The organism is Peribacillus deserti, from assembly GCF_016909175.1.
Classification (GTDB): Bacteria; Bacillota; Bacilli; order Bacillales; family DSM-1321; genus Paraperibacillus; species Paraperibacillus deserti.
Window position 1 is genome coordinate 1 of the sequence record NZ_JAFBFI010000016.1, and the last position, 17,676, is coordinate 17,676.

Below are 17,676 nucleotides of genomic sequence, written 5' to 3' on the forward strand. Positions count from 1 at the left end.
CCATACGAGCAATTTCAATAAGTTTGCGAGTAAAAAATAAAGGGATGCGATCATGTTTAAGAAAATGCGAGCAAAAATTCTGATTAGCGAGCAACTGAGTACATACGAGCAATTTCGATAAGTTTGCGAGTAAAAAATTAGGGATGCGATCAAGTTTAAGAAAGTGCGAGCAAAAATTCTGATTAGCGAGCAACTGAGTGCATGTGAGCAGTTTCAATAAGTTTGCGAGTAAAAAATAAAGGGATACAATCAAGTTTAAGAAAATGCGAGCAAAAATCCTGATTAGCGAGCAACTAAGTGCATGTGAGCAATTTCAATAAGTTTGCGAGTAAAAAATAAGGATTGCGATCAAGTTTAAGAAATGCGAGCAAAAATTCTGATTAGCGAGCAACTGAGTGCATGTGAGCAGTTTCAATAAGTTTGTGATAACAAATAAGAGGAAGCGAGCAGGTCTACGAAAATGCGAGCAGGCTCAATAAGTTTGCGAGCAAAAATCAGGAGGATGCGAGCAAGTACCAATAGTATACGGCAAGCTCTCGGTAAAAGTACTGCGTATGCCCGCCCAACAGCAATCAAAAAACCTGCCGCTTAAGCAGCAGGTTTTTAATTTCAATCATCTAGCCTTTTCATTCGTAGCGCTCGTCTTCGAAGTATTTCCTGAATTCCTTGGTATCGGTAAGTTCTTTGTTCTGACAATACGGGTTATCTTCTGTTGAGTTGTCAGGATCGAGATTTGTTTTGATAACTAATGTTGGTCCGGATGTCCGTCTCTCAGCAATGATGCGGTCATTCAGCTCGTTGAAATCAGGCAGGTCTTTACTTCCTGGTTCTTTCGGTTCCATACGGATACACCTCCATTTATAGAATGCTACTCATATTCCAAATTATGTATGGTGAAAAGCTGGGAAATCTTCAATTTTCTCACCTAAAAGCCGCCGGCTCGTTGGATGGACCTTGAGATGGTTATATGTTTAGGAAAGGGGGACTCAGATAATGCATGGAATAATATGAAGTGAGGGAATTCGTTCATGGGCCACATGTTGAATACTGCGTTTGATAACAGAGTTGAGAAGGATTCATTAAATAAATATCCTTTAAATGTTACTTCAGAGATTGGAGCATTAAAGACTGTTCTGCTTCAGCGTCCAGGGGGAGAAATAGAATATTTGATTCCTGATTATCTAGAAAAATTATTATTTGATGATATTCCATTCCTGCCGGCCATTCAAAAAGAACATGACTTTTTTGCAGATGCTCTTAGAAAAAGAGGCGTAGAAGTCATTTATTTAGAAGATCTTGCTGCAGAAGCGATTGAAAAAGATGAGATCCGATTACAATTCATTGAGGATATAATAAAAGAAAGCTGTGCAAATAATGAAACAGCACATCAGCAGGTTCAGGAATATTTAATGAATCTTTCACCAAGTGAGCTAATCCGCCAGGTTATGAATGGGATGTTAAAGACAACTGTGGACAATAAAATCACGAAAGACCTTTATGATATGCTGGATCAAAACTATCCTTTTTGTCTGGACCCTATGCCTAATTTGTATTTTACAAGAGACCCGGCAGCGGTTATTGGAAATGGCATATCGATTAATAAAATGGACCGGACTGCGAGGCAGCGGGAATCGTTATTCATGGATTATATTATGAAGTTTCATCCTAGGTTTAATTCGTCTAACATACCTATATGGTATAACCGGGATAGAGAGCATTCTCTTGAAGGAAGAGATATGCTTGTACTGAGCAAGGAGGTTGTGGCTATAGGGATCAGCGACCGAACTTCTAAAAAAGCGACTGAAGATATTGCGCTTAGCTTATTTTCGCGTGATAATCAGGTAAAAAAGGTCGTTGCGATCGAAATTCCTAAAACTCGGGCATTTATGCACCTGGATACTGTTTTCACTATGGTAGACAGAGACAAATTAACCATTCATCCTGCTATTCTTGGACCAGATGGAAAAATGGATATTTATATGATTGAATCAGAACAAATGAGCGGCTTAAAAGTTACCCGCAGGAATAATTTATTAGAAGTTTTAAAAGAAGTGCTTCATTTACGTGATCTAGTTCTCATTCCCTGCGGCGGCGGAGACCCTATAGCAGCAGCAAGGGAACAGTGGAATGACGGCTCAAATACTCTTGCCATAGCGCCGGGTGTTGTGGTGACCTATGATCGTAATTATATTTCAAATGAAACTCTCCGATCTTATGGAGTTGAAGTTATTGAAGTGTTAAGCTCCGAGCTTGCGCGCGGGAGAGGCGGTCTACGCTGCATGAGTATGCCTCTTTTCAGGGAAGACATATAAGTTTTGGACCCATGTAATATGGGTCTTTTTAGAATATATTTTGGAAAATGGCCATATACGAGCGGTTGACCCATCTGGAAGTGTAGTCATTGTTTTAGTAGAATAAATCTAATTGTTCCTGAACACCGGCAATATTGCTGGTGTTCATTTTTTTAACTAAGGAATTCAAGTTAAATGGGTAAGTGAAAGGATGTTCGCGGTTAAAAGTTATAGTATGATTAAAGGGTAAACACCATATAAGGGGGAGCACCATGAAATATAGCAAGGCGGCCTATATCACGCTATTTTGCGTGTTGATAAGTCTGGCAGGATGCGATAATAAAGCTAGTTCGCCTGCTTTCTTTAAAAAAGAAAGTTCAAGTTCATTAAAAGAAATCAGGGGACTCGGTTATTTAGGAGAGAAAAAGGGTCTCTATGCGGCTTCCAGCAATGGAATACATAAATATAAAGATTCCACCTGGTTTTCACCAGCAAAAAACAAAAATAATTACATATCTTTTCAGGCAGCTGCCGGAGGCTTTTATGCCAGCGGATATAGCGAAGGAAACAAAAAGAAACCGTTAGGCGTTGTAAAGAGTGCAGATGAGGGGAGAAAGCTAAAAGTGGTTCCTTCTACTGATAAACAGACTTTTCCTCATCTTGCAGCAGGATTGAATAATCGAATTTTATATATGTTAAGCCAAAAAGAAGGCGGCATATTATATACAAAAGATGAAGGCAAGACGTGGACCAAGAGTAAGCTTACAGGCCTTACTTCCAATCAGCTCGGGGGCATGGCCGTACATCCTGACCAAGGAAACAGCTTTGCTCTGTATGCTAAGGAAGGTATATTTTTATCCAGTGATTTCGGTGACAGCTTTACACTCTTTCCCACAACAGGACCTGTTACTTCAATGATTTTTGGAAAAGATTCGATTATCTATTCTGAACTGCTAGAAGACGAGCCAGCTCTATTTGTGCTGGATTTAAAAACAAGAAGGAAATCTGAATTGTCTGTACCCTCGCGTGCTTTAAATAATCCTGTTTTATATCTTGCAGTAAATCCGCAAAATAATAAGGAGATTGCTGCAGCCACTTATAAAAATGAAATCTTTGTATCGAAGAACAGCGGCCAAACCTGGGATAAGATTACAACGGCTAAGAAGAAAGAAAAATAATGTTTATCTGCAGTCCTTTTTTTAGGGCTGTTTTTCATTTTCAAAATACAGGACTGATCTAAAAGAATATAATCCGCAAAAATAAGCTACTAATGAAAGGCCGAGCAGACAATCCGTTTAAGAACGTGCTGGCATCATCACTGCTTTTCCTAAAGTACACAAGGTTAAATTGCTATCGCAGCAGCACAATTAATGTTTATCTGTAGATCCTCTATAAAGTAATAGCGTTAGAACGTCCGGTTTTGATAGAATAGTAATAAGTAATAATACAGTTTTAAAAACATCTGCAGCATTCACTCAGCAAAGGATCCTTCATAAAGTTTTTACCCCAAATATCATCAAAGATCATAGTGCTTAAAGCACTCCATACATATGTCATGATCACTACATTCCCATGCTTACATTAAAAGTTTAGCTTTGTTTTAGTCACAAATGAATGGTTGTTCATTATTAGGAGGTTGCTGTATGGATATTAAGGAATGCGTTGCTGTTATCACAGGGGGGGCTTCCGGGTTAGGTGAAGCCACTGTGAGGCATGTAGCGGCAAGAGGAGGGAAGGCTGTCATTCTCGATCTCGCTAAGGGCAGGGGAGAGGAGCTGGCCGATGAATTAGGAAGGAATGTAGTGTATTGTCATACTGATGTTACTTGTGAAGAACAGGTCACAGCAGCGTTAAACAAAGCACAAACAGAATTCGGAAGCTTTAATACGGTTATAAATTGTGCTGGAATTGTAATAGGCAGAAAGGTATTAGGTAAAAAAGGCGTCCATGACCTGGAATCCTTTTCAAAAGTGATTCAAGTTAATTTAATTGGAAGTTTTAATGTAGTGCGGCTTGCCGCAGAACGATTAGCTAAAAATGAGCCAAATGAGGAGCAGGAGAGAGGAGTCATCATTAATACAGCTTCAGTAGCTGCCTTTGAGGGGCAGGTGGGACAGGCTGCCTATAGTGCCTCAAAAGGCGGAATCGTAGGCATGACCCTTCCGCTCGCTAGGGAGTTTGCATCGGCTGGAATACGAGTGATGGCTATAGCGCCTGGCCTATTTTATACGCCGATGTTTGAAACCCTGCCAGAAGAAGCAAGAGATTCATTAGGAAGAACTGTTCCATTTCCCTCTCGGCTGGGAAAACCATCGGAATTTGCAAAAATGGTAGAGTCAATCTTAGAAAATACTATGCTCAATGGGGAGATTATTAGACTTGACGGTGCCATCCGCATGCAGCCCTATTAAAAGATAAAAAACTGAATATTCAATAAAAGGAGGGTGTTTATGCGTAATCTCTACCTTCAAGATGAACATCATATATTTAGGCGTTCATTTCGTAAATTTTTAGAAAAGGAAGCCAGCCCTTTTTATGAGTCATGGGAAGAAAATAGAATGATTCCTAGGGAATTCTGGTTAAAGCTCGGCAGCGAGGGTTTTCTTTGTCCGGATGTTGAAGAAAAGTATGGGGGCAGCGGCACTGACTGGGGTTATTCAGTGGTCATAAATGAAGAACTCGAAAGGATCGGTTCAGGTCTTGTTGGGATCAGCTTGCATAATGATATAGTAGTGCCTTATATTACAGCCTATGGAACAGAAGAGCAGAAACAAAGATGGCTGCCTGGGTGCCTTTCTGGTGATCTCATAACCGCCCTCGCAATGACGGAGCCGGGAACTGGATCAGATCTTGCTGGGATTGCAACTACAGCTAAACGAAATGGGAATCATTATGTCATTAACGGACAAAAAACCTTTATTACCAATGGCATTCATGCTGATTTGGTACTCGTTGCCTGCAAGACAGATTCTCATGCTGCTTCCCGGCATAAGGGAATCAGTCTGATTGCTGTTGAAAGAAATAACCCTGGTTTCACCCGAGGAAGAAAGCTTAACAAAGTAGGCCTTCATTCGCAGGATACAGCCGAATTGATTTTTGAAGATTGTAAAGTACCTCTGGAAAACTTAATTGGTGAGGAGGGAATGGGTTTTTCATATATGATGGATAAATTGCAGCAGGAGCGGCTGGTTGTAGCCATCGCGGCACAAACTGCCTCTGAGGAAATGCTGCGTATGACCATTGAATATGTGAAGTCCCGGGAAGCCTTTGGAAAACCGATCAGCTCTTATCAGCATAATCAGTTTAAAATTGCTGAGATGGCAACTGAAATTGAGATGGGCCGGGTCTTCTTAGATTCATTAATTTCGGATCATTTAAAGGGAGAAAACATCGTAACAAAGGTGTCTATGGCAAAGTGGAAATTAACAGAAATGGCAAAGCAGACAGCTTCTCAATGCATGCAGCTGCATGGGGGCTATGGATATATGGAAGAGTACGAGATTGCCAGAAGATACCGAGACATACCAGCGGCCAGCATATATGCAGGAACAAATGAAATTATGAAGCTTATTATTGCAAAAAATTTAGGATTATAGAAATGAGGTCATTTTTATGAGGGAAGCAGTAATTGTTGCAGGAGTCAGAACACCTGTGGGCAGGAAGAAAGGGCTGCTAAAAGATATAAGGCCGGATGAATTGTTAGCGCTTACTTTGAAAGAGCTGATTAATCGCACAAATATGGATCCTTCGATGATTGAAGATGTGATCATTGGCTGTGTTTCTCAGATTGGTGAGCAGGCTGGAGATATAGCCAGAGTGGCAGCGCTTATGGCGGACTTTCCAATAGAAGTCCCTGGTACGACCATTGACAGGCAGTGCGGCTCCAGCCAGCAGGCAGTCCATTTTGCAGCTCAGGCGATCCTTTCCGGCGATATGGATATTGTGGTTGCCGGCGGGGTAGAAAGTATGTCGCGGATCCCTATTGGTTCCAACTACCAGGGAGTCAGGCCTTCTCCAATGTACACGGAAAAATATGAAGTCATCCATCAGGGGCATTCTGCTGAGCGGATAGCTGACAAATATGATTTTTCAAGGGAAGAGCTGGATATCTTTGCTCTTCACAGTCATCAAAAAGCGCTGTATGCCCAGGAAAAAGGATACTTCCAGAGAGAAACATTCCCGATAGAGACTACGCTTGAAGATGGTACGCCAGCAGTTCTAAGAGAAGATTCCGGCCCGAGAAAGGATAGTACTCTTGGGGCATTGGCCAATCTGAAACCCGCTTTTACTGAACAGGGAGTAGTAACGGCCGGGAATTCCTCGCAAATCAGTGACGGTGCAGCCTGTTTATTAATCATGAGCAGGGAAAAAGCGGAGGAGCTCGGGTTTAAGCCTCGATTTAAAATACATACGAGAGTAGTTGTTGGCTCAGACCCGACCCTGATGCTCACAGGGCCGATACCGGCTACACAAAAGGCTCTGGAGAAGTCTGGATTGACTGTTGACGATATTGATGTATTCGAGGTGAATGAGGCCTTTGCATCTGTGGCACTGGCATGGCTGGAAGAGACCGGAGCTGATCCGCGGAAGCTTAATCCAAATGGAGGAGCCATTGCGCTCGGACATCCGCTGGGAGCAAGCGGTGCCAGGCTGATGGTTTCCATGATTCATGAATTAGACAGAATCAATGGAAGGTACGGCCTGCAGACTATGTGCGAGGGCCATGGTATGGCAAACGCTACGATAATTGAAAGAATAGAGGCTTGAGAGAAAAACAAGTCTGGGTGCGGGCAGGCAGGCCGATGATCTACAAAATAACGTTTGGAGGTTTTTAGGATGGGAGTTACGATTGGACAAATTTTTGACTTAACCGTAAAAAAATACCCTGACCAAGAGGCGCTTTTTGATGTACGAAAGAACAAACGGATGACCTATAAGGACTGGCAGGAAGAGGTAAATGGATTGGCTAATGCATTCCGGGATGCCGGCATAAAGAAGGGAGATCTTATTTCAACTTATTTATTTAACACAGGTGAACTGGCGACGGCCTATTTTGCTTGTGCCAAGATAGGCGCCGTGTTTAATCCGATCAACTTCCGTTTAACTTCTGAAGAAACTGCCTTTATCTTGGAAGATGCCCAGCCTAAAATCGTTTTATTTGAAGAAGCAACAAGTCCAGTAGTTACATCCATTGAAAATCGATTTCCCTATATTTCTTTTTGGTATATAGACGAACATACGCCGGCATTTGCCCAAAATTATTACGACAAAACGGCTGCAGCACCAAGAACGCCTATTTCCATTGAAGTAGAAGAAACCGACTTATATGCTATTATGTATACCAGCGGCACAACGGGAAGGCCAAAGGGTGTTATGCACTCCCATCGGGATATGGCTGAGCAGAGTTTGTTATGTATAACCTCAACCGGAATTACTTCAAAGGACCGAGGGCTGATTACCGCTCCTATGTTCCATTGTGCTGAACTGCACTGTGCGTTTCTGCCAAGGGTGCATGCCGGAGCAAGCAACGTAGTGCTGCATCAATTTCAGCCTAAGAAAGTTTTAGAATTAATTGAATCTGAGAAAATATCCATTTTATTCGCAGCGCCGACCATGTGGAATATGATGCTTCAGGAAGAATTAGCTGAACATGATGTTTCCTCCCTTCGGCTAGGCTTATATGGTGCAGCGCCAATGGCTCCTGCGCTTGTTAGAGCCTGCCGTGAAAAGCTGGGGGCCGCTCTGGTGCAGGCGTACGGGATGACAGAAATGGGGCCAGCCATTACCTTCTTATCGAACGACGATCAAATAAGAAAAGCCGGTTCGGCCGGCCAGGCTGCCTTAAATCATGACATACGAATCGTGAAGCCAAACGAAGAAGGACCTTCTGAGCCTGATGACATTCTGCCTCCTTATGAACCGGGCGAGATCATTGTACAGGGTCCTTGTATCATGAGTGGATACTATAAACGAGAAGAGGCTACACAAAAAGCTTTGTATAAGGGCTGGTATCATTCAGGCGATATCGGATATTTAGATGAAGAGGGCTTTCTCTTTGTGAAAGACAGAGTGGATGACATGATCATCAGCGGCGGCGAAAATATTTATCCCCGCGAAGTCGAAGACACTTTATATGAGCACGAAGGTGTTCTGGATACGGCAGTAATTGGTGAACCGCATGACCGTTGGGGCGAATCGGTCACAGCGATTGTAGTGAGAAAAGACCCTGCCCTTACGGAAGCAGAATTAGATGAATTCTGCAAAAACAGTAGTAAGCTGGCTAATTTTAAAAGACCAAGAAGATATATTTTTATGGATGCATTGCCACGCAATGCAAGCGGGAAGATACTTAAGTTCCAGTTAAGAAAAGAACTTGAAACTGTTTATTCTGAAAGGCCATAAAATCAAAACAGCCCTTCATGCGGAAGGGCTGTTGCATTTTCAGGACCTGGGCTCAGATAGGAAACTTGATTGATTTAGGTTAGACAGAAATTCAATATTTTTGTAGAAAAGGTCTTTTGCCTCCCAATCTTGATAGCGGACTGGAATCTCTAAAGAGCGGAAGTCTTCGGTTTGACCATCTGTCAGTGTGATTAGGGTTTTAATATACTGCTCTGTCTCTTCAACGGCTGAAGCAGAGCTTACAGGACCGTGCCCTGGAATAAGCGTGCGGGTTTCTAAAGTTTTGAGCTTTTGAAGGATGTCTATCCAATGATCCGGATGGCCGTCAATTAGTAAAGGATGATTGTTGACTGTTACTAAATCTCCGCTAAAGAGGACTTTTTCTTTCGGCAGGTACAAGAAAGCATCACAAAGAGTATGGCCTCCTCCATAAGTCTGCAAGATAGCTGTCCTATTTTCACCGGAAAACACCATTCTATTTTCAAAAGTTAAAACACGTGGCGTAAATTCGAGTTTTGGAAGTGAAGCTTCTATTTCTTTTAAAAAATCCAGTTGGATTCGTAATTTTTTTGCCTTCGCTAAATCTTGCTGAGTTTTTATTTCCCTTTCCAGCTTTTCAATATTGGCTAAGAGCTGTGGGATTTTCGCCTTTTGATCAGAAATTCTCTCTGGATGGGTTTCTATCATCTTTGTTCTTGTAGCTAGTGAAGAAATGATGACCGCACCCTGAAAGCATTGATTTCCTCTTATGTGATCGCCATGCCAATGACTATTGATCACACAGGAAACTGGTTTTTTTGTAAGCTTTTCAGCTATGTCAGCTAACTCACGGGCAGCGTTTTGTGAATTAAAAGTATCAAAAATAATGGTCTTATCTCCCAAGTCTATAATACCTGAGTTAGACACCGCTCCACCGCCTTGTTTAGCTATAGCAGCAAATATCCCATTCTCCAGACGTTCAATTTCGAAATGATTGGTATTTTTAATGACCATGCTATCACCCGCTTTAATTATTGTTGTTTAGCCTCTTAATAAAAGGGAAAATGAAAAATACAATATATTCTTAGGGAGGCGTTTTCATGAAGACCTTACAAGTTGAAGTTAAATATGACGAAAGTGCATTTCAGGAAGGTAAAGTAGATGTATTCACTCAATTGAAAGAGCATTTAAAAGACACCGGCTTTCATGTATCAACCATAAGTGAAGGAGGAACCGGAGAAACTTCAGGGAATTTAAACAGCCGTCCTTATGATAAAGGTGCTCTGCCTAATCAGCCTGAAAATGCAGATCCTGACGTATTGACAGCAGGAGCCGGAGGAATGGTTTCCCCTGATTCTGATAACTACCCGATAGATAAAGAAGGCACTCGATAGAGAGTGCTTTTTTTCTTTAATCTTTTTCTATACAGAGACAGTAATCTCCTTCTATATTTACTGAACGGAAAAAAATAGATGGGTGGTCATGTATTTATGTTTAGGACTTTTGTATAACGATGAAGTTGATAGTAATGCCGAAAAGAAATTTTACAAATATAACATTCGCTCTGTTGGTTTAGACCCAAAGTAGGAAAGATTATCGAAAGTTAGCAGGATTACCTTAAAATCGGGCATTTACCTTTAAGGAACAAGTCTGTTTACATATAAGTTAAATAAGTAAGTAAAGGAGGAGTATATTCGTCTCTGCCCGAAAATTGTAAGAGCTATGACGTTATTCTAATTGGAAGTAAACAAAAAGCAGGAGAAACTTCTTCATTGGCTGCAACAGAATACTATACTACTTTAGTACTATTTAAATAGCCCGTTTGATGAATAGTCAGGTACATGTTCTTCTGCGATAATAAATAATAACAAAGCCCGCACTGGGTTTTGCCCTGCATTGGTTAGTGGCGACATTCGACCAGTGCGGGGTTTTTATTTGTTTTTTTTTATAATAGACCATAGAATATAAGTTACAGAATATTCAAAATAAGGGGTGGCTCAGTGGGCAGGGGACGTTTTCATACCAGGGAAGAATACTCAAAGCTTTTTCTCTTAGTTATTTCTATAGTGGGTTGGTTGTCTTTGTTTTTCTCGGCATTCTTTCTTCACATACCAAATGAACCGGTAGTATTAGTCCTTTTAATCCTGTTTGTTTTTATAAGTGAGTATTATCCCATGCCGGTTTGGAAAGGGTTTACTGCCATCTCATTTCCGCTTATATATGTGCTTTATATTTTATTCGGCACTCCTTATACTGCTCTCTGCTATGCGTTAGCAGTGATGCTTGTAAATATGCTGCAGCGACGTCCTTTGAGGATTATTTTTTTTAATCCCGCCCAGCTGGCTTTAAGTATTTTTGCAAGTACAGCCATTCTGTCCGTATTTAATCCCGTATTAGACTCGAGTTTACAACCCGATGTAATAGTTGGAATTGTGGAATTTTTTATCTTATTGATATCCTTCTTCATCTGTAACAATTTAATAGTTGATTTAGTATTAATCATTCGCCCTCAGCCTTACTCCCTTAAAATGTGGAAACAAAAAACGATTACCGAACTCAATAATGCTCTAATCTCCTTAGTATATGGCATTTTGCTCTATACATTGGGCAGTCAAAACCGGGGGGAAATTGACGTGTTTTCATACTTTTTCTTCTTTTCTCCACTGGTGGGCCTCAGTTTATTAAGCTCAACGATAGCTCGGCTTAAATTGGAAAAGAAAAGGCTGAAAGCGTTGTTTTCAATAACCACCGATCTAAATCAAATAGTGCCGGAATCACAATGGCTTTCAACATTGAAAAAAAGTTTCAATGAATTTATGAATGTGGAAGCTAGTCTTTTATGGACCAAAGAGGATGGAATTTGGAAGCAGCGATTTCAAGAAGGGAGAATCGCCTTGTCGTACTCCTTGCCGGAAGAAGTATATGAAAAATTTGAATGTATGAAACATCCAATTATTTATAACGATCGAAAAAAGGAAAGTGGAATTGCTGAGGATTGCTTTGATGCTGAACTCAAATCTTTTGTATACTCTCCTCTTGTTGTTGAAAACGAAACAGTCGGAATGTTTATAGTCGCAAGAAGCAGAACAAAGAGCTTTGTTCATGAAGATGTACAGTCATTAGCTACTCTTTCCAACCAGCTTGCAGCTGTAATTAAGACACAGATGCTTTTTTCTGAAAAAGAAAAACGTGTCATATTAGAGGAAAGAAACAGAATAGCGAGAGAAATTCATGATGGAATTGCCCAAACATTGGCTGGGGCAGTAATGAAGCTAGAAACAGCTGGGAAAATATATACGAAAAAACCAGATGAAACAATAAAACTGGTGGAAGAAAGTGTCTTCAGGCTGAGAGAAAGTTTAAAGGAAGTACGAGAATCTATATATGCACTTAGACCTTACCCAACTCAAAAAGAGGGACTGGTAGCCGCAATTTCGAAGAAAATAGAAGAACTACGAAAAGAGTACCAGCAACACATTTTATTTGAAAAAAGAGGTACTGAATTTGATTTAAGTCCTATGGCTGAAAAAATATTATTCGATTCATTTCAGGAAAGTATTCAGAACGCTATAAAACACGCTGAAGCTTCTAAGATTGAGGTTTTATTATGCAATCAGGCAGATCATATTATGCTTCAGGTAAAGGACAATGGAAGGGGATTTTCTCTTTTTCAGGCAATGATTAAGGCTCAAAAGCAGCCGCATTTTGGCATCCTGCAGATGAATGATGCCGCAGAAAAGCTTAATGCATCACTTCAAATAGACAGCAAAGAGGGGGAAGGGACCATTGTCGTCATTATGGTTCCGAAAATGGGATTTGAAGGGGGGAGTATTCATGATCAGGCTCATGTTAGTGGATGATCATGCTGTTTTAAGAGATGGTCTAAAGAGTATTTTGGATATGGAGGATGATATTGAAGTTGTCGGGGAAGCCGTCTCTGGTGAAGAGGCATTACTAGAGGTACCCAAGTGCAAGCCTAATATGATTTTAATGGATATCAATCTTCCCGTGAAAAGCGGTGTGGAAGTGACAGGTATTCTTAAACAGGAATATCCGAATATGAAAATCTTGATCCTTACCATGCATAGCCATGAAGAATACTTTATGTCTGCAATAAGGGAAGGGGCCGATGGATATTTATTAAAAGACGCTCCATATGGCCAGGTTATAGAGGCTATACGTTCAGTCGCGAAAGGCGAATCAGTTATTCATCCTTCTATGACTAAAAAACTGCTGTCCTTTCACCAGCAGACAAAGCCTGAAGAATCTGCATTAACAGAAAGGGAAAAAGAAGTCTTGCTCTGCCTGCTTGAAGGGTTAAGCAATAAAGAAATCGCCAGTAAATTATTTATCAGCGATAAGACTGTAAAAATTCATGTGAGTAAAATCATTAAAAAATTGAATGTAAAAAGCAGGTCGCAAGTGGTGATTTATGCTGTGCAGAACAAGCTTGTTCCTATTCCGCCGGGTTCCTGAAAAGGAGCCCTTTTTCCTTGAAAAAAAGATTATATAGGAAGCCATATTTACGTATCCGAAAGGAATTAACAATTGGCATATACTCTGACTATTTCTCACTTGAGCCTTTTCCAATGTTTTGTAGTAATACTTTAGTAGTAATCAGCTAGTACTCCAGTATATCCATTTTTACACCTTAAGCAGAATAGTGCTTTTCATGCGTTCATGAGAAAATACAAAAAAAGTATAGGAGATGAACTGTATGAAAATAAAAGCTGCTATTCTATCTGCTTTCCTGTTTACCTCAGTACTATTCGGTTCTTTATTATCCTTAGAGGCGAACGCACAGGAAATGAAAGCCGCATATATCGACCCAAATTTGAGCGAAACGCTGGTGGACTCAGTTACACCGGTTGAAGTAATTGTTACATTTAAAAATGCGGAATCGGTTTCTTCTATAGGACTGCAGACACTTAAAGATGCAGGTATCACGAAGGGTTTCACGTTTAATAAGCTTCCTATCGCTGGAGTTTTAGCGACAAAAGTACAAGTAAACAAACTTGCCGAACAAGAAGAAGTTCTTTCTATCTACTTAAATAAAAAACTGCAATATGAAAATGAAGAGGCCACCCAGTTAACCGGTGTGGATCAAATCAGGACAAATGAAACCATGAGAACTCTAAACGGAGGGCTGCCGGTTTCAGGCAAGGGTATAGGTGTACTGATCAATGATAGCGGAGTGGATGGAACTCATAAAGATTTGCAATTCGGCCAGCATCTTGTTCAAAATATCTTGGGTTCAACGAATCTTCATGCAGTAGATACATTATTGCCTGTTTCGTATGTGGAGGATGTACCGAATACGGATAACAACTCAGGGCATGGCACACATGTTGCCGGTATTGTTGGAGGAACAGGAGCGATGTCAGGAGGCAAGTATGAAGGTGCTGCACCTGGAGCGGATTTAATTGGCTACGGTTCAGGTGCTGCTCTTGCTATGCTTGATACGCTAGGCGGATTTGATTATGCACTTACCCATCAGCAGGCCTATAATATTCGCGTGATTACGAATTCCTGGGGAGATACGAGCGACTCTGGAACAGAGTTTGACCCTTATAACCCGATCAATATCGCTACAAAAAAACTCTACGACAAAGGCATAACAACCGTTTTCTCCGCGGGGAATTCGGGACCTGGTGAATCTACGATTTCAGGCAATTATAAAAAAGCTCCGTGGGTTGTTACGGTCGCAGCGGGCGACAAATCTAGAAATCTAGCAGATTTTTCATCGAGGGGTAAAAAAGATGCGGGAGGAACCGTAACTGTTGATGGACAAACTTGGACATGGGAAGACAGACCAACAATTACCTCGCCGGGGGTTAATATCGTTTCGACAAGGGTATTATCTCCTATCCCGCTTCTAGGGGCAGCGGATGATGCACAGTTTATCTCACCAGCTTTTATTCCTTATTACACAACAATGAGCGGTACATCTATGGCTGCACCGCATGTGGCGGGAATTATAGCCTTAATGCTTGAAGCTAACCAAGCGCTTTCTCCCGCTGAGGTTAAAAATATTCTTAAATCCACGGCAGCCCCGATGGCAGGCCATGAAGCCTGGGAAACAGGAAGCGGTTATGTTAACGCCTTTGGAGCAGTTGAAAGAGCTTTTGGGATAGGACAATAGCACATTCAATCAAGGAGGGTTGATAATCAAATGTCAGTCCTTTTTTATAGTTTCAAAGGTACTATATGCCCTATATCCTTTGTATTATTTGAGAATACTCCATCCGGTGGTTCAAAATAGAACCTTTGCGGAATAGAAAAATTCATTCTTTATGAGGATAATTAAAATAGAATTTAAAATATTTTGACAATGGAGGAGAATAGATGAAACGCTGGATTCATGTCTTATTAGCCATTTTATTATTTGTACCAGCCTATATAGGCAGACAGCAGGAGGTTAATGCTGCTGGTGGAGCAGAAGCAGTAGTTGATCCGTTAATTAACAAAGCTCTTGAAACCGCTGGCTCACTGCAGGTTATAGTTTCTTTTAAAGGCGATGGCCCCCCAACAGAATCACAGCTAGGCCTTTTAAAAACTCTCGGGATAAAGACAGGGGTTTCTATGAAATCACTGCCGATAGCGGGAGTGATTGCTACAGGTGCACAGATTGAAAAACTAGCTGATTCTGGAGAAGTACAATCCGTCTATCTTAATAAAAAGCTAAGCTACTATAACGAAGAGGCCACGAATGTAACAGGAGTAGATAAAGTAAGAACTGATCCAGGTTTTCAAATAGCTAATAATGGCCTTCCTGTGACAGGCAAGGGCATTGGGGTTGTAGTAAATGACAGTGGAGTCGATGGCACCCACAAGGACCACGAATTTGGAAAAAACTTAGTACAAAATGTACTGGGTTCTACAAATCTAAATGCTCTTGAACCAGCATTGTTACCGGTCACATACCAAGAAAACGTTCCTAATACGGATACGAACTCAGGGCATGGGACTCACGTCGCGGGGACTGTAGGAGGCACAGGAGCAATGTCCTCTGGGAAATACGAAGGTGCAGCCCCAGGAGCAAATTTGATTGGGTACGGGTCCGGTGCAGCCTTGTTCGTTCTAGATGGGATTGGCGGATTTGATTATGCCATTACACATCAGAATCAATATGGCATTCGTGTGATCACAAACTCCTGGGGAGCAAGCGGTAATTTTGATCCGAATGATCCCATTAACATCGCAAGCAAAAAAGCTTTTGATAGGGGTATCACGGTTTTATTTGCTGCCGGAAATGAAGGTCCTGGAGAAAATACACATAATCCCTATGCAAAAGCTCCATGGGTAATCTCTGTTGCAGCGGGCGAGAAAAATGGAAAACTTGCTGAATTTTCTTCACGGGGAACGAAAGGGGCTGGAGGTACATTTACGGCAGACGGCCGGGAGTGGACATGGAAAGATGAACCGACAATAACTGCTCCAGGGGTAGATATTGTATCAACTAGAGTCCTGGGTCCTGTATCCAGCTTAGCTGCCGAGCAGGATGCACAGACGATTCCAACTGCGTATTTCCCTTACTATACAACGATGAGCGGAACTTCCATGGCAACTCCTCATGTGGCAGGCATAGTGGCTCTGATGCTTGAAGCAAATCCCAAGCTTTCACCTTCAGAGGTAAAGGATATTCTACAGAAAACAGCGACAAATATGCCAGGATATGAAACGTGGGAAGTGGGATCAGGGTATGTAAATGCCTTTGCCGCAGTGGATAAGATTTTAAATGGAAAAGAGTATGGGAAAACAGTCAATGCATCTCAAACCTTTAACAGTAATGTCCAATCATCAACTGAACGAAAAGAATTTTCCGTGGATTATAATCCAGTTACCTCGCTATCCACCAATCAATACGAATTTACGGTGGAAGCAGGATTATCAAGCCTTGTAGCAAAAGTGGACGGCAAGGGTATGCTTGAGCAAACCGGTAACCCTATTAACCTTGTCCTTATTGCACCAGATGGGAAAGAATATAGTTCAGGTGTAAGCCTGTTATTCCCATTATATACAGACCGCACTGTTTCTGTTTCATCTCCAGTTTCTGGAAGGTGGAAGGCTGAGATTAGAGGAATTAGGGGAGACGAAGCGAATCCAGTAGGAATTGGACTTCCCGAAACAGTGAAGGGGACATTAGCCTTCTCGAAGGTCAGCGGATTCACCGGCTTAAGTGATATAATCGGACATCCTGCTGCAGAAGCTATTAAAATGGGAGTGAGTGAACGTTTATTTGATGGATATTCCAGTGGAGCATTTAAACCATCTTCCCTTTTAACCCGTTCAGAACTGGCAAAATATCTTGTTATGGGAGCAGAAATCCGTCAGTTCCTGCCGGCTTCCGGGCAGAATACGTATTCTGATGTATCCGCAGCCGAACTGCCATTTGCTGAGGCTGCAGGTGCAAAGGGTGCTTCGTTCAGAGATCAGCATCAAATCCAAAAGGGAGTGATTTTACCAAAAGGGACTGGCAAATTTGCTCCAAAGGAAAGTGTAACAAGAGCTGAACTTGCCTACTCTTTGGTTCAAAGCCTTGGTCTTCAGAAGGATGCTGAAAACTTTTCCGGCCAGCTTACTGTTCAATATAAAGATGAAAGAATAAATATAGAAGATACATTTAATACCCCAGTTGAATTAAAAGGATATGTGCAGCTGGCTCTAGATTTAAATATCCTGAATGCTTCTTTCTCTGTAAGCCAGGGACCTTATGATCTAAAGCCAATTGTCAAAGCTAGTTTCAATCCGGCCGGCCTAGTGGCTAGAGGAGATTTTGCAGTCGCTATGACAAGATATTTTAATGCATTTCTACAATAGAAATATCTAAAGAGCGAATCTGCCTTGAGCTGATTCGCTCTTTTCAATGAGGTTTCTCTTTCCTCTTAATCCTCCAGAATTCATGGGAAATGTTTTTAAATAATCTCAGAAACAGCATCTCTGTGCAGCTAAAAGGAGCGCCGCCATACAATGTGTGCATTAAGAGTCTTGATGTACATACTAA

General features: G+C 41.4%; 13 protein-coding genes. 11 read left to right on the top strand and 2 right to left on the bottom strand.

The features are described 5' to 3' along the window. Positions 1-626: 626 nt before the first annotated feature. Positions 627-842, bottom strand: coding sequence for a hypothetical protein (locus JOC77_RS15715; protein ID WP_204544860.1), 216 nt, complete (start codon positions 840-842; stop codon positions 627-629). A 195-nt stretch (positions 843-1,037) separates the two neighbouring features. Here JOC77_RS15715 and arcA point away from each other — a divergent pair, with 195 nt between their 5' ends. From arcA to JOC77_RS15745, 6 genes are all read left to right on the top strand, one after another. Further along, entirely contained in the window at positions 1,038-2,312 is a 1,275-nt protein-coding gene (arcA, locus tag JOC77_RS15720) for an arginine deiminase (protein WP_204545192.1), read from the top strand. 251 nt (positions 2,313-2,563) lie between these two features. Next, the gene (locus JOC77_RS15725; RefSeq protein ID WP_204544862.1) at positions 2,564-3,469 is read left to right on the top strand and encodes a WD40/YVTN/BNR-like repeat-containing protein; all 906 of its coding nucleotides are present in this window, start codon (positions 2,564-2,566) and stop codon (positions 3,467-3,469) included. 465 nt (positions 3,470-3,934) lie between these two features. Further along, positions 3,935-4,702 (top strand): 3-hydroxyacyl-CoA dehydrogenase, encoded by a 768-nt coding sequence (locus JOC77_RS15730; RefSeq protein WP_204544864.1) that lies wholly within the window; start codon positions 3,935-3,937, stop codon positions 4,700-4,702. 39 nt (positions 4,703-4,741) lie between these two features. Beyond that, positions 4,742-5,887, top strand: coding sequence for an acyl-CoA dehydrogenase family protein (locus tag JOC77_RS15735; RefSeq protein WP_204544866.1), 1,146 nt, complete (start codon positions 4,742-4,744; stop codon positions 5,885-5,887). Positions 5,888-5,903: 16 nt separating this feature from the next. Next, the gene (locus JOC77_RS15740) at positions 5,904-7,058 is read left to right on the top strand and encodes a thiolase family protein (RefSeq protein ID WP_204544868.1); all 1,155 of its coding nucleotides are present in this window, start codon (positions 5,904-5,906) and stop codon (positions 7,056-7,058) included. Positions 7,059-7,127: 69 nt separating this feature from the next. Continuing rightward, positions 7,128-8,693, top strand: a complete 1,566-nt coding sequence (locus tag JOC77_RS15745) for a fatty acid--CoA ligase (protein ID WP_204544870.1) — start codon at positions 7,128-7,130, stop codon at positions 8,691-8,693. Between the two features lie 39 nt (positions 8,694-8,732). On the opposite strand, the gene JOC77_RS15750 is transcribed toward JOC77_RS15745, so the two are convergent. After that, a complete protein-coding gene (locus tag JOC77_RS15750) occupies positions 8,733-9,686 on the bottom strand; it encodes an MBL fold metallo-hydrolase (protein WP_204544874.1) in 954 nt (317 codons plus the stop codon). A gap of 86 nt (positions 9,687-9,772) precedes the next feature. Between JOC77_RS15750 and JOC77_RS15755 the strand changes: the two genes are divergently transcribed. The 5 genes from JOC77_RS15755 (at position 9,773) to JOC77_RS15775 (ending at position 17,492) form a co-directional block, all read left to right on the top strand. Further along, positions 9,773-10,066: a hypothetical protein gene (locus JOC77_RS15755; RefSeq protein ID WP_204544877.1), complete on the top strand. Its 294-nt coding sequence runs from the start codon at positions 9,773-9,775 to the stop codon at positions 10,064-10,066. A 780-nt stretch (positions 10,067-10,846) separates the two neighbouring features. Further along, entirely contained in the window at positions 10,847-12,532 is a 1,686-nt protein-coding gene (locus tag JOC77_RS15760; RefSeq protein ID WP_239558821.1) for a GAF domain-containing sensor histidine kinase, read from the top strand. Next, a complete protein-coding gene (locus JOC77_RS15765; RefSeq protein ID WP_204544883.1) occupies positions 12,507-13,148 on the top strand; it encodes a response regulator in 642 nt (213 codons plus the stop codon). The genes JOC77_RS15760 and JOC77_RS15765 overlap by 26 nt, the downstream gene beginning before the upstream one ends. A 241-nt stretch (positions 13,149-13,389) precedes the next feature. Then, a complete protein-coding gene (locus JOC77_RS15770) occupies positions 13,390-14,814 on the top strand; it encodes a S8 family serine peptidase (protein ID WP_204544885.1) in 1,425 nt (474 codons plus the stop codon). A gap of 203 nt (positions 14,815-15,017) precedes the next feature. Further along, positions 15,018-17,492: a S8 family serine peptidase gene (locus JOC77_RS15775; RefSeq protein ID WP_204544887.1), complete on the top strand. Its 2,475-nt coding sequence runs from the start codon at positions 15,018-15,020 to the stop codon at positions 17,490-17,492. Positions 17,493-17,676: the final 184 nt, after the last annotated feature.

Bases quoted from the DNA above. Each gene is read 5' to 3' on its own strand.
- JOC77_RS15730 (WP_204544864.1), top strand. From the start codon at position 3,935: ATGGATATTAAGGAATGCGTTGCTGTTATCACAGGGGGGGCTTCCGGG.
- JOC77_RS15735 (WP_204544866.1), top strand. From the start codon at position 4,742: ATGCGTAATCTCTACCTTCAAGATGAACATCATATATTTAGGCGTTCA.
- arcA (WP_204545192.1), top strand. From the start codon at position 1,038: ATGTTGAATACTGCGTTTGATAACAGAGTTGAGAAGGATTCATTAAAT.
- JOC77_RS15745 (WP_204544870.1), top strand. From the start codon at position 7,128: ATGGGAGTTACGATTGGACAAATTTTTGACTTAACCGTAAAAAAATAC.
- JOC77_RS15775 (WP_204544887.1), top strand. From the start codon at position 15,018: ATGAAACGCTGGATTCATGTCTTATTAGCCATTTTATTATTTGTACCA.
- JOC77_RS15765 (WP_204544883.1), top strand. From the start codon at position 12,507: ATGATCAGGCTCATGTTAGTGGATGATCATGCTGTTTTAAGAGATGGT.
- JOC77_RS15750 (WP_204544874.1), bottom strand. From the start codon at position 9,686: ATGGTCATTAAAAATACCAATCATTTCGAAATTGAACGTCTGGAGAAT.
- JOC77_RS15725 (WP_204544862.1), top strand. From the start codon at position 2,564: ATGAAATATAGCAAGGCGGCCTATATCACGCTATTTTGCGTGTTGATA.
- JOC77_RS15740 (WP_204544868.1), top strand. From the start codon at position 5,904: ATGAGGGAAGCAGTAATTGTTGCAGGAGTCAGAACACCTGTGGGCAGG.
- JOC77_RS15755 (WP_204544877.1), top strand. From the start codon at position 9,773: ATGAAGACCTTACAAGTTGAAGTTAAATATGACGAAAGTGCATTTCAG.
- JOC77_RS15715 (WP_204544860.1), bottom strand. From the start codon at position 842: ATGGAACCGAAAGAACCAGGAAGTAAAGACCTGCCTGATTTCAACGAG.
- JOC77_RS15770 (WP_204544885.1), top strand. From the start codon at position 13,390: ATGAAAATAAAAGCTGCTATTCTATCTGCTTTCCTGTTTACCTCAGTA.
- JOC77_RS15760 (WP_239558821.1), top strand. From the start codon at position 10,847: ATGCCGGTTTGGAAAGGGTTTACTGCCATCTCATTTCCGCTTATATAT.